Source organism: Enterococcus sp. DIV0176 (genome assembly GCF_050528535.1).
Classification (GTDB): domain Bacteria; phylum Bacillota; class Bacilli; order Lactobacillales; family Enterococcaceae; genus Enterococcus_B; species Enterococcus_B thailandicus.
On sequence record NZ_CP172879.1, the window covers coordinates 256,918 to 269,200 of the forward strand.

Genomic DNA, 12,283 nt, shown 5'->3' on the forward strand with positions numbered 1-12,283 from the left:
GTGGGAAATAAATTTGTAATGATTGGTGGAGGATCAACACAGTCACCAGGAATTTTAGAAGTTTTACGAAAACGTGCAGAAGAATTGAATCTAAGTGAATTAGTTTTATATGATATTGATGAAGAAAGAGTGTCACTACTTGGCCAATATACGAAAATGTACTATCAAGAACTAGGTTCAAAAGTGGCAGTTAGTTATACAACAAACATTGATGAAGCATTAGTTGATGCTGATTTCTTATTCATGCAAATTAGACCAGGCTTGAACAAACAACGTGCAATTGATGAAAAAATTTGTCTTAACAATGGTGTTGTTGGGCAAGAAACTTGTGGACTAGGTGGATTTTCATTTGCTATGCGTGTGATTCCAGCAGTGTTAGAAATTATTCGAAAGGTAAAAGAAATTTGTCCAAAGGCGTGGATTCTCAATTACACAAATCCAGAAGCCATTTTGTCAGAAGCAATCTATCGAGAATTTCCTGATGCAAATGTATTGTGTATTTGTGATATGCCGATTTCAATTGAAGGTGCGATAGCTAAATATTTCAATAAAGATTTACGTGACTTAACCTTTAAATATTTTGGAATGAATCATTTTGGTTGGTGGACGAATATTATTGATGAGACAGGAACAGACCTTTTACCAATCTTAAGAGAAGACGTTCTTTCTGGTAAAATCGATACATTATTACAATCAAATGATGAAACGAAAGAAGATCAATATTGGATCGATACCTATCGTCAGATGATTAGTTTATTCAAACGGTTCCCAGAATATTTCCCAAATTGCTACTTGCAGTATTATTTAACACCAGACGAAATGATTGTGCATGATGATCCTTCGTTTACTCGTGGCGATTACGTAATGCAAGGTCGTGAAAAACGAATTTACGAAGAATGTCGGCGTGTGATTGCTAATGGCAGTGCCAAAGATTCAAGCTTACACGCGGGTGTCCACGGAAATTATATTGTGGATATTGCCTATGCGATTATCCACAATACGCGCGAACGCTTTACGGTCAACAAAAAAAATCAGGGCTCAATCGCAAATTTTGATCCAGAAGCAGTAATCGAAGTTCCAGCATATGTGGGAAGTATGGGGGCAGAAACAATTACCGTCGGACACATACCAACTTTCCAAAAAGGACTGATGGAGATGCAAAAAGCTTACGAAAAAATGACAGTCGATGCAGCTTTGTCAGGTTCGTATCAAACAGCATTAGAAGCAGTTATGTTAAATAAAACAATTCCTAACTATACAGTGGGTAAAAAAGTTTTAGATGAGCTTCACGAAGCAAACAAAGAGTTCTGGCCAGAGTTAAGTTAAAGCAACTGTCAAACGCAAAAAATAAAAAAATAAAGAAAGCGGTTGACAAAATACTATTTGGTCTATACAATTTAATTGTTAACAATATTGATTTCATGTGACTAGATCATACTAGGCATGGAAAGATGACGTGGGAGAGCAATTTTCCAGGTGATTTTTCCATGCTTTTCTTTTGTCTGGAAATTCTTTAGGCCAAAAAATTTCTGGAAAATGATTGTTAGTTGTGAAATCAAAAACCTATTTCTGCAGAAAAGGAACTCATTATGAAAATCAAAAAAATCTTTAATCAGAATGCTGTGTTGGTAGACGATGACGGACAAGAAAAAGTTGCAATTGGAAAAGGAATCAGCTTTGAGAAGAAACGAAATGACCTTATTTTTATGAAGGACATCGAGCGCCTCTTTGTCATGGAACCGGAAGGACAACTTCGTTTGCAAAACTTATTGAATCAAATTGATGAAAAATATTTATTTGCAGCTGAGGAAATCATTCAGCATGCAGAAACGATTTTAATGGAGCCGTTGAATGAACATATTTTGATTGCATTAACAGACCATATCGCATTTGCTGCCGAAAATATGAAAAATGGTATCGTGATTCGTAACAAACTATTACGAGAAATCGAAGTTTTGTACGCTGAAGAATTTCAAATTGCACAATGGGCAGTAGAACATTTGACGAAAACGTTAGATGTGCCATTTACTTACGATCAGGCAGGCTATATTGCCATTCATATTCATTCGAGTCGCAGAAATCAATTGAACAATCATCGAAGTATTCGAGAGGTGACAATTATTTCAGATGTGATTCGTTTAATCGAAGCAGAGCTTGAGGTTGATTTGCATACTCAAGAGATGTCTTTGAGCTACACGCGTTTAGCAAATCACTTGAGATTATTATTACAACGTTATAAGAACCAGCAGTACGCTGTTTTGGATGAAGATATTTTAAAAATGGTCAAGAAAAAATATATAGCAAGTTATGAAATGACGAAAAAAATTCGTGTTTTATTACTTAAACAATATCAAATGTCGATTACGAGTGAGGAAATGGGATACTTAGCAATCCACATTGAACGCTTACGTAGCGCTGTTTGTGATTAAAAATTAGGGAGAGAAAAAGATGAAAGCTTATATGCAAAGAATGGGTCGCTCATTGATGTTGCCAGTTGCAACATTACCTGTAGCAGCTTTGTTCATGGGGATTGGTTATTGGATTGACCCAAGTGGTTGGGGTGGCAATAATATTTTGGCGGCTTTTTTAATTAAAGCTGGTAGTACGATTTTAGATAATTTAGGATTGTTGTTCGCGGTCGGCTTGGCATTAGGAATGTCGAAAGACAAAGATGGTTCTTCAGCTTTGGCAGGGTTGGTTGCTTTCTTGACACCGATGACTTTGGTAAGTAGTGCATCAGTTGCATTGTTCACAAAAGTTGATGTTGAACAAGTAAACATTGCGTTTGGCGCAATTAACAACAAAAATGTCTTTATTGGGATTTTGGCTGGGCTAGTTGCCGCAGCAATGTACAATCGTTTTAGTAAAGTAAAATTGCCAATGGCTTTATCTTTCTTTAGCGGGAAGCGCGCAGTTCCCATTGTAACTGCTGGTGTAATGACTTTGATTTCGGCATTATTGATTTTTATTTGGCCACCAGTTTACAATACGCTTGTTTCATTTGGTGAATTGATTTCTGGAATGGGAGCAGTCGGTGCTGGACTATATGGTTTCTTTAACCGTCTATTGATCCCAACAGGTTTGCATCATGCGTTGAACAATGTGTTCTGGTTCAACCTTGCAGGAATTGATGATATTGGTAAATTCTGGGCAAGTGAAGGAACAAAAGGAATTACAGGAATGTATCAAGCTGGGTTCTTCCCAGTAATGATGTTTGGATTGCCAGCAGGTGCGTTAGCCATTTATCAATGTGCTCGTCCAGAGAAGAAAAAACAAACAGCTTCATTGATGTTAGCAGCTGCATTTGCTTCATTCTTTACTGGTGTTACTGAACCACTGGAATTTTCATTTATGTTTGTTGCTTGGCCACTGTATGTTGTTCATGCAGCTTTAACAGGTATTTCAATGTTTGTAGCAGCACTTTTCCATTGGACAGCAGGATTTAACTTTAGTGCTGGTTTTATTGATTTCTTCTTGAGTTTACGCGTACCAATTGCGAATAAACCATACATGTTGATTTTACTAGGTTTGGTTATGGCTGTCGTTTACTATGTTACCTTTATGTTTGTTATCAAGAAATTTAACTTGATGACACCAGGCCGCGAAGAAGGTACAGGTGAAGAAACGCCTGATTTAGCAACTGGTAACGATAAGTTTTCTGCTTTAGCAGATAGCATCTATGCGGCTCTTGGTGGAGCAAGCAATGTGACATCAATTGATAACTGTACAACACGTCTTCGTTTACAAGTGAAAGATACAAAACAAGTTGATCAATCAAAAATCAAAGCAACTGGTGTTCCGGGATTGAAAGTAATTGATGATCAAAATATCCAAGTTATTGTTGGAACAGAGGTTCAATTTGTAGCAGATGAAATGAGTAAATTACATGGAAGTCCTGTCAGCCAGTCAGCTGGGACAGTAGTAGTTACCGAAGAAATCAGCAAACCAGAAGGACCACAAACACAAGATGTATATGCTGTAGCTACTGGGAAAGTGATTCCAATCACTGAAGTCGGTGACGAAGTGTTCTCACAAAAAATGATGGGTGACGGTTTTGCAGTTATTCCTGAATCAGGCGAAATTTTTGCGCCAGTTGCTGGGAAAGTGACAAGTGTCTTTCCTACAAAACATGCGATTGGTTTAGTAACTGACTCTGGAATTGAAGTCTTAGTTCACATGGGAATCGATACTGTTCAATTAAATGGTGAACCATTCACTGTCTTTGTTAAAGAAGGACAACAAGTGGGACGTGGACAAATGCTTGCAAAAGTCAATCTAGCAAGTTTGAAGGCAAGTGGTAAAGAAGCTGACATGATCGTTGTCTTTACAAATCCAGATAAAATCGATACATTCTCAGTAACAACTGGCCAAGATGGTGAAGTGAACGAAATTATTGGGACGGTAACGAGTAAATAGAGGTTGTGGCGCAAAGCGGTTCGCTTCGAAAGAATAAAGAGCAACTGCCAAAAATAGTTTTTCATATTTTTGACCAGTTGTGAGTTATTTCGAGAAGTTGCTTTGGGAACACCGTGAATAAGGTTATGGCGCAAAGCGTTTAGCTTCAAGCAATAAGAATGCTTTTCTAAAAATAGTTTTCCATATTTTAAGAAAAGAGGACTTATTGCCGAAGGAGCTGCTTTGGGAACACCGTGGATAGAGGTTGTGAAAGAAGTGCCTAGCTCCAAAAAATAAGAATAAATTTTCAGAAATTGCTTTTCAAATTTTTGTGAAAGTTAGACTTATTTTGAAGGAGTTACTTCTTGAACACCGTAAATAGAGGCTGTGGCGCAAAACATTTAGCTCCGACTAGATAATGAGCAGGCACTCAAAGTAACTTCCAATGCTTTGTAGTAAATGTAAGTTATATCTATATAGAAGAGTCACTTTGAATCAACTCATGTAACTAAAAAAGGTTGCGACTTTTGTCGTAGCCTTTTTTTGATGAATAATAAAACGTGTGAATATTTGCTATACTAGAAGAAATAACTGGGAAAAATGAAAGATAGGTCTGCTTATCATGAGTTGTCATCATTTATAGATGAGGAGTTTTTTTATGAAAAAAAAGGAATTTATTGTTCAAGATTTGCTGAGTAAAATTTATCAAGAAGAGTTCAAGGATGGTAAGTTGCCTGCCCAACGAACACTCGCACAAAAATACCAAGTATCTCGTTTTACGATTCAACAAGCAATCAAAAGCTTAGAGGAGATTGGAATTGTGCGCGTCGTTCAAGGGTCAGGAATCTTTGTTCACGAAAAATGGGTTAAGAACCCATTGATATTTAATTCTTTGACACGCACGCCTTATGATCGAATAGAGTCTAAAATGTTGACGTTAGAAAAACGTTTAGCAAGTAGTGAAGAGTGTCAACTATTTCAATTAGAAGTTGGAGAAGAAATCTGGTCATTTTCGCGAATTCGATTAGTGAACTATAAAATTGAGCAACTAGAAAAATCATTGTTGCCAGTTAAATTGTTCCCTAAAGTAACAAAAGAAGTAGTCGAACATTCGATTCAACGCTTTGTTGAAAGAGAAGGATACCGAATTTCACATTATATTAGTAACTACACACCAGTGACTTTAACAAAGGCACAATCAGAAGTTTTAATGGTTAGAAGAGGAACACCAGCAATGCAAATCAAAAATCGAGCTTTATTGGCTGACGGTCGGATTTTTGAATATAGTGAGATTACAGCTATTGATTACTCGGTTACCTATATTCGTCCATTTGATCGAATGATTCATCAATCAAGAATTGATTGATGAGTTAATGAGAAAGAGGCAAGGACAATCAGTTGAATTGTCTTTGCCTCTTAGTGTATATCTTGAATTTTTTTGTTGGTACTTGTTTTTTTCAAATCTAACCGCTTTATGCTGCAACCTTATTCACGGTGTTCCCAAAACAACTCTGACAAGATAGTTTGCATTCACTACAAAATATGAGGAGCTATTTTGAGTGCCTGCTCACTATCTTGTCGGAGCTGAGCGTTTTGCTCCACAGCCTTTTCCTCGGTGTTCAGGAAGTAACTCCTTCCAAATAAGCCTAAATTACTCAAAAATTTGGGAAGCAATTTCTGGTAATTTTTTCTTATTTATTGGAGCTAAGCACTTCTCTCACAACCTTTCTCACGGCGTAACAATTGCCCCATCTGGCGTCCTACTTTGTGTCCATTCATGCGGTCGATAAACAACCGGAAATTCAGCCGCTAGTTCTTCATTAAATGTAACACCAATGCCGACTTCTTCAATTGGATAGAAGAAACCATTTTTAGGTTGAGGAATATGCCCAAAAAGCTGTTGCGTATTTTTTGGCACATCAATATTTTCTTGGATAGCAGCATTATGAAGATGAATATTTAAATGTGTATTTACAGCTAAGCCAATTGGTGTGATATCTGATGGAGTATGCCAAGCAATACGAATTCCCATTGCATCACAAAAATGAGCTAATTTTAGTGCAGGTGTAATTCCACCAATCTGAGAAACGTGTGCACGCAGATAGTCGATCATTCGATTTCGTACAAGTTCTTGCCACTCCATTGGATTATTAAATAGTTCCCCAGTAGCAATAGGTGTAGAAGCTTGATTTCTGAGTTGTGTAAGCCATTCATTTTGATTAGGAGGCAAAAGGTCTTCTAGGAAAAATAAATGATAAGGTTCAGCAGCCTTTGCAAAACGAATCGCCTGATTTGGATGAAGACGTTCATGAACATCATGAAGCATCTGAAATTGATGACCATATTTTTGTTGAATGGTAGCAAACATTTTTAGTGTGGTATCCATGTATTCTTCTTGATTGAAATAAGAACCAGCGATTGGATTTTCAGGTGTTTGCAAATTTTTTGGATTACCTCCATAAAAACCTAATTGGCAACGAATATACTGGTATCCATCAGACAAGAAACGATCGATTTCACTGAATAAATCGTCAATATTATCAGCAACTGCATGTGTGTATGCGGGAATTGCCGTGCGTGCTTTTCCGCCTAGTAGTTGATAGAGTGGCATATCTGCTAACTTTGCTTTGATATCCCATAAAGCCATGTCAACGCCTGAAATTGCATTATTAGTAATTGGACCATTTCGCCAATAAGAATTAACGTTCATCATTTGCCAAAGATCTTCAATTTGATTTGCATCTCGCCCTATAAGCAGAGGTTTGAGGTAGTCATCCACAACAGTTTTGACAGCTAGTGGGCGGAACTGAAAAGTACCACAACCTAAGCCAAAAACGCCCTTATTTGTTTCAACTTTGACCACTAATAAATTATGCCGATCTGGTTTGATCGCAAAACTTTTTATGTTCGTAATAATTGTTGGTGTCATTATATTCACTCCTATAGAAAATAATCTTGTGCTTCGTAGTTAGTAAAACATGTCATTTATAGCGCTGTCAATTTGGCCTAAAAAAAAGGTCGTATATCTTTAAAAATCAGTCCAATTATCATTTTTTTTGTTTGGAAATGTTGTTAAATAAAGTTTTTTGTTAGTTATTTGTATAATAGGACTGGTTTTACAACGAGATGTCTCCATGCTAATATAGCTCGTGTAAACGCAAACAAGGAGGAGCGAGAAATGAATCATAAAGAAACTTCACAAGCAATCATTGAAGCTGTTGGTGGAAAAGAGAATGTTAATAATGCTTGGCACTGTATGACACGCTTACGATTTAACTTAAAAAAAGTTGAAGCAGTTGATTATGAGGCGTTAGAAAAAATTCCACATGTGGTTGGGACAAAGTATCAGAGCGACCAACTACAAGTAGTTATTGGAACGGATGTCGCAGACTATTTTCGTCCATTGGCAAAGGAATTAGGGTTGGAGGAAACACGGATAGTTGATTCAGGTGAAAAGAAGGGACTTGTATCATTGTTTATGGATACGGTTTCTGGAGTTTTTGGTCCGCTGGTGCCGGCGATTGCTGGTGCTGGGATGATCAAGGGACTGATGGCTGGATTGGTAGCATTGAATGTACTTTCAAATCAAACAGATTCCTATTTGGTTATTGATATGATTGCAAGCGGTGTGTTTACTTTCCTGCCATTTTTTGTAGCAGCATCTGCTGCGAAAATTTTTCAAACGAATCAGTATTTAGCAATTGCGATTGCAGCAGCTATGCAATTTCCAACTATGACGGCAGCTGTTGCACAAGGAGAAGTCTCTCAATTCTTATTATTTGGCTTAGTTCCAGTTCCTGTATTTAATTATGCTGGAACAGTTATTCCAATTATTTTTGCCGTATTAGCATTAAGTTATATTTATCGTTGGGTCGACAAAGTTCTACCGCAAGTGTTACGAACTGTTTTCACGCCAACGTTGTCATTATTTATTGCAGGAATACTTTCGTTAACGGTCATTGGACCCATCAGTATTTTTCTAGGAAACTTATTGGCAAGTGGGGTAGAAGGGCTATTTGCAATATCACCGATCTTAGCTGGAATTGTCGTTGGCGCAATTCGCCCAATCGCGATATTTACGGGGCTTCATCATGCAATGACCCCGATTGCGTTACAAAATTTTGCAAATCAAGGCTATGATATGTTGATGCCAATGATGTTTATGGCGAACATGGCAATCACTGGTGCAACTGCAGCAATTTATACCAAGGTAACGACAAAAGAAGAAAAAACACTTGTCTTATCTTCAGCAATTTCAGGTATTTTAGGAATCACTGAACCAGCGCTATTTGGTATTTTATCGAAGTATAAGAAAGCTTTTGCTGCGGCTACGATTGGTAGTGCCTTAGCTTCAGCATTCATTAGCTTTTTTGGGGTTAGAATTTATGGTTATATTTTGTCGAGTATTTTTAGTTTGCCGGCCTACATTGGGCAATATTTTATTTTTGCAGTGCTAGGCATTTTGATTGCTTTAGTTTCTTCGTTTCTAGTGACATATCTACTTGTACCAAAAGAAGAAACAGAAGATTTTGTAACCAATGAAGTTGATTTACATGCGGTAGCCCAAGGTGCTTATGTACCTTTAGAGGATGTTCCCGATGAAGTATTCTCGACAAAAATGATGGGAGATGGATTTGCTATTGAGCCGATCAATGGTGAAATTTATGCGCCAGTATCCGGAGTTGTTACCACAATTTTTCCTTCTAAACATGCGATTGGAATCAAAACAACTAATGGCGTGGAAATTTTGGTTCATATGGGAATCGACACAGTTTCGTTGAATGGCGAAGGATTTGAGCTATTTGTTCAAGCTGGAGATAAAGTTTCAAGTAAAACAAAAATTGCAAAGATGGATTTAGATTATATTCGCACGCAAAAAAAATCAACAATAGTCATGGTCATCATCTTGAACATGGAGCGCGTAGTGACACTTCATGGTGAAAAAAGGTTGGATGGCACGCATCAATCTGGTGAATTGTTAGAAAAAGTTGTTTTGAATTAATCAATTTTATGCACGAAAAAGGATGAGGCAAAACGTTATTTCGTTTTGCTTCATCCTTTTTTCTCTGTTAAGTAAAAATTAGGCTTCGTAAGAACGGGTGAATAATTCAACGATGTCTGACTTTGTACCTTTGCGTGGATTTGAAAAGGCGTTGCCGTCTTTTAACGCATTTTCAGCCATCAATTCAAAATCTTTTGGGTCTGCCCCAATTGATTTGATATTTGTTGGGATACCAACATCTTCAGAAATTCTTTCGAGTGCATGAATTCCCTTTTCAGCTGCTTCCATTGGAGATAATCCAGTAATGTTTTCTCCTAAGAAAGTAGCAATATCAGCAAAGCGTTCAGGACTAGCAATCATATTCCAACGTTCAACAGTCGGCATTAACACAGCGCAGCAAACGCCATGTGGGGCATCATATTGACCACCTAATTGATGTGCCATCGCATGAACGTAACCTAGGTCGGCATTGTTGAATGCCATTCCGGCAAGTAAAGAAGCATAAGCCATATTGGTACGTGCTTCAACATCATGACCATTCGCAACTGCTCGACGTAAATATTGGCCAATCAATTTCATTCCTTGAATTGCTTGAGCATCTGTAATTGGATTACGATTTTCTGAAACGTAAGATTCTACACAGTGACACAAAGCGTCCATTCCAGTAGCTGCTGTTAATTTACTTGGAACATCAAGCATCAACAATGGATCATTGAAAGAAACTAAAGGTACATTTCGCCACGAAACAATGACAAATTTCAAATGTGTATCTTCGTTTGTTAGCACGGCATGTCGTGTAATTTCAGAAGCTGTTCCAGCGGTGGTATTCACGGCCATCAGTGGTGGTAATGGTTGGGTCAACGTTTCGATTCCAGCTAATTTTGCAAGATCTTCACCATTTGTCAGGGCAATCCCAATTCCTTTACCACAATCATGGGCAGAACCACCACCAACAGTGATGATACTATCACAATTATTTTCTTGATACATCGCAGCTCCGGCTTGAACGTTACGAATTTTAGGATTTGGCTCGACACCGTCAAAAATAGTATAAGAAATCCCAGCTAATCGTAAGCTTTCTTCTGTTTGTTTGACAGGTCCATCTTCTAAATGATGTAAAAAAGAATCAGTTACAATCAAAATATTGTTCATGCCTAACAATTTTGCACGTTCACCAATTTTGGCAATGACCCCAGGACCAAAGAAATTGACGCTAGGCATCATAAAATCATAATTTGTTTTCATGTCAGTTGCTTCTTTCTAGTTAAGATAAGGTAATAACGTTTGGAACAAAATAGCGCTGGAAGCAGCACCCGGATCAATATGGCCAATAGAACGCTCACCAAGGTAAGAAGCGCGTCCTTTTTTGGCTTGTAACTCTTTTGTATGTTCTTTGGCAGCTGTGATTTCTTCCACTGTTAAAGGTTGATTTTTTTTGAGTATTTCAGCTACAGGGGCCCAAACATCGACCATTGTTTTATCATCTACATTGGCTTTTCCACGTAATTGGATTCCGCTCAATCCTTCTTGTACAAGTTCGCCTAACTGTTCTTCATTCGTAATGGCAGTAACTTCTTTTGTTGCTTTGGCAAAATTCATGAATGCCGTACCATACAACGGACCAGAAGCTCCACCAACTTTTGAAATCAAAGACATAGCTAAGATTTTAAATGTATCAGTAATGGTTTTTGGTTGTTGTGCAGCAAATGCTTCTTGATAAGCTGCCATGCCACGAGCCATATTGTTTCCATGGTCACCATCACCAATTGGCGTATCTAATTCACTAAGCATGTGTTTATTTTGTTCGATTTCTTGAGAAAAATCATTCAACCATGCTTGTATTTTTTCGACTGTTAAATCCATTGTCATTCTCCTTTAGTCAAACATTTTCTTAAGTTAGCCCCATGAAATGGTTGTAACTGGACTTGTTAAAGCTTCCGTCCAAGCTGGTGTCGTCAAATCAATTAATGTTAGAGAAAGACCTTGCATATCAATAGAGGTCATATAGTTCCCAACCTTGTGGAAATCAACGTCAATATCTTTAGCCGCAAGTAAAGTTAACACATCATTTATAAAGACAAATTGTTCCATTAAAGGAGTGCCACCCATACCATTGACCAAGACACCAACTTTTTTTGGCGTTTCTGGATAAGCCTGAACTAATTTTTCAACTAATTCTTGTGCTAATTGTTTTGAAGGTTGTAATTTTTCGCGACGATATCCTGGCTCTCCATGAATACCAACGCCGAATTCGATTTCATCTTCTGCTAAAGTAAAACCAGGTTTTCCAACTTCAGGGACAGTTGCCGCTGCTAAAGCAACGCCAATCGTTTTGGTTGCTTGGACAACCTTTTCACCGAGCTCTTTTAATTCTGCTAAAGAAGCGCCACTTCGTGCAGCGTCACCTAAGATTTTATGAACAAGAACTGTTCCGGCAACACCACGCTTTCCAGCGGTATAAGTGCTGTCTTCTACAGCAATATCGTCATCAACAACAACGATTTCTGTTGGAATGTCGTTCATTTCGGCTAAGTCTTTTGCCATTTCAAAGTTCAAGATGTCACCAGTATAATTTTTAACAATCAATAAAACACCTTTGCCTTGGTTGGTTGCTTCGATAGCGCGTTCGATTTGATCTGGTGTAGGAGAAGTGAAGACATCACCTAAAACCGCTGCACTTAACATTCCGTCACCGACAAAACCAGCATGTGCAGGCTCATGTCCGCTTCCGCCACCAGAAACTAATCCGACTTGTGCATTCTCTGTTTGATTTTTAGCAATTACTCTGGAATCATCGACGCGATGAACAAGTGTTGAATAACTTTTTACCATTCCTTCAAGCATTTCTTCGATAATATTTTGTGGTTCATTAATGATTTTCTTCAT

Annotated in this window: 9 protein-coding genes; 5 read left to right on the plus strand and 4 right to left on the minus strand. The window is 37.8% G+C overall.

Going from position 1 to position 12,283, the window contains the following annotated elements; translation table 11 throughout:
- The 4 genes from IGJ66_RS01310 to IGJ66_RS01325 all read left to right on the plus strand — a co-directional run bounded on the left by IGJ66_RS01310 (position 1) and on the right by IGJ66_RS01325 (position 5,761).
- Positions 1–1,326: a 6-phospho-alpha-glucosidase gene (locus tag IGJ66_RS01310; RefSeq protein ID WP_071868571.1), complete on the plus strand. Its 1,326-nt coding sequence runs from the start codon at positions 1–3 to the stop codon at positions 1,324–1,326.
- 263 nt (positions 1,327–1,589) lie between these two features.
- The gene (locus IGJ66_RS01315; protein ID WP_067483214.1) at positions 1,590–2,429 is read left to right on the plus strand and encodes a PRD domain-containing protein; all 840 of its coding nucleotides are present in this window, start codon (positions 1,590–1,592) and stop codon (positions 2,427–2,429) included.
- Between the two features lie 19 nt (positions 2,430–2,448).
- Complete coding sequence (nagE, locus tag IGJ66_RS01320; RefSeq protein WP_067483212.1) at positions 2,449–4,416, plus strand: N-acetylglucosamine-specific PTS transporter subunit IIBC; 1,968 nt, start codon at positions 2,449–2,451, stop codon at positions 4,414–4,416.
- A 637-nt stretch (positions 4,417–5,053) separates the two neighbouring features.
- Complete coding sequence (locus IGJ66_RS01325; protein WP_067483210.1) at positions 5,054–5,761, plus strand: GntR family transcriptional regulator; 708 nt, start codon at positions 5,054–5,056, stop codon at positions 5,759–5,761.
- A gap of 363 nt (positions 5,762–6,124) precedes the next feature.
- Here the strand turns inward: IGJ66_RS01325 and IGJ66_RS01330 are convergent, their stop codons facing one another.
- Complete coding sequence (locus IGJ66_RS01330) at positions 6,125–7,324, minus strand: enolase C-terminal domain-like protein (protein WP_430616708.1); 1,200 nt, start codon at positions 7,322–7,324, stop codon at positions 6,125–6,127.
- 249 nt (positions 7,325–7,573) lie between these two features.
- On the opposite strand from IGJ66_RS01330, the gene IGJ66_RS01335 reads away from it, so the two are divergent.
- On the plus strand, positions 7,574–9,397 hold the full coding sequence (locus IGJ66_RS01335; RefSeq protein WP_270607943.1) for a glucose PTS transporter subunit IIA: 1,824 nt from the start codon (positions 7,574–7,576) through the stop codon (positions 9,395–9,397).
- A 78-nt stretch (positions 9,398–9,475) separates the two neighbouring features.
- Here the strand turns inward: IGJ66_RS01335 and IGJ66_RS01340 are convergent, their stop codons facing one another.
- Genes IGJ66_RS01340 through dhaK form a run of 3 tightly spaced genes read right to left on the minus strand, consistent with a single transcriptional unit; the run spans position 9,476 to position 12,283 of the window.
- Positions 9,476–10,642, minus strand: a complete 1,167-nt coding sequence (locus IGJ66_RS01340; protein ID WP_095803375.1) for an iron-containing alcohol dehydrogenase — start codon at positions 10,640–10,642, stop codon at positions 9,476–9,478.
- A gap of 15 nt (positions 10,643–10,657) precedes the next feature.
- Positions 10,658–11,260, minus strand: a complete 603-nt coding sequence (dhaL, locus tag IGJ66_RS01345; RefSeq protein ID WP_430616709.1) for a dihydroxyacetone kinase subunit DhaL — start codon at positions 11,258–11,260, stop codon at positions 10,658–10,660.
- A gap of 33 nt (positions 11,261–11,293) precedes the next feature.
- Positions 11,294–12,283 (minus strand): dihydroxyacetone kinase subunit DhaK, encoded by a 990-nt coding sequence (gene dhaK, locus IGJ66_RS01350; protein ID WP_095803377.1) that lies wholly within the window; start codon positions 12,281–12,283, stop codon positions 11,294–11,296.

Excerpts from the sequence above, each read along its gene's own strand:
- IGJ66_RS01315 (WP_067483214.1), top strand. The coding sequence starts at position 1,590 with ATGAAAATCAAAAAAATCTTTAATCAGAATGCTGTGTTGGTAGACGAT.
- nagE (WP_067483212.1), top strand. The coding sequence starts at position 2,449 with ATGAAAGCTTATATGCAAAGAATGGGTCGCTCATTGATGTTGCCAGTT.
- IGJ66_RS01325 (WP_067483210.1), top strand. The coding sequence starts at position 5,054 with ATGAAAAAAAAGGAATTTATTGTTCAAGATTTGCTGAGTAAAATTTAT.
- IGJ66_RS01330 (WP_430616708.1), bottom strand. The coding sequence starts at position 7,324 with ATGACACCAACAATTATTACGAACATAAAAAGTTTTGCGATCAAACCA.
- IGJ66_RS01335 (WP_270607943.1), top strand. The coding sequence starts at position 7,574 with ATGAATCATAAAGAAACTTCACAAGCAATCATTGAAGCTGTTGGTGGA.
- IGJ66_RS01340 (WP_095803375.1), bottom strand. The coding sequence starts at position 10,642 with ATGAAAACAAATTATGATTTTATGATGCCTAGCGTCAATTTCTTTGGT.
- dhaL (WP_430616709.1), bottom strand. The coding sequence starts at position 11,260 with ATGGATTTAACAGTCGAAAAAATACAAGCATGGTTGAATGATTTTTCT.
- dhaK (WP_095803377.1), bottom strand. The coding sequence starts at position 12,283 with ATGAAGAAAATCATTAATGAACCACAAAATATTATCGAAGAAATGCTT.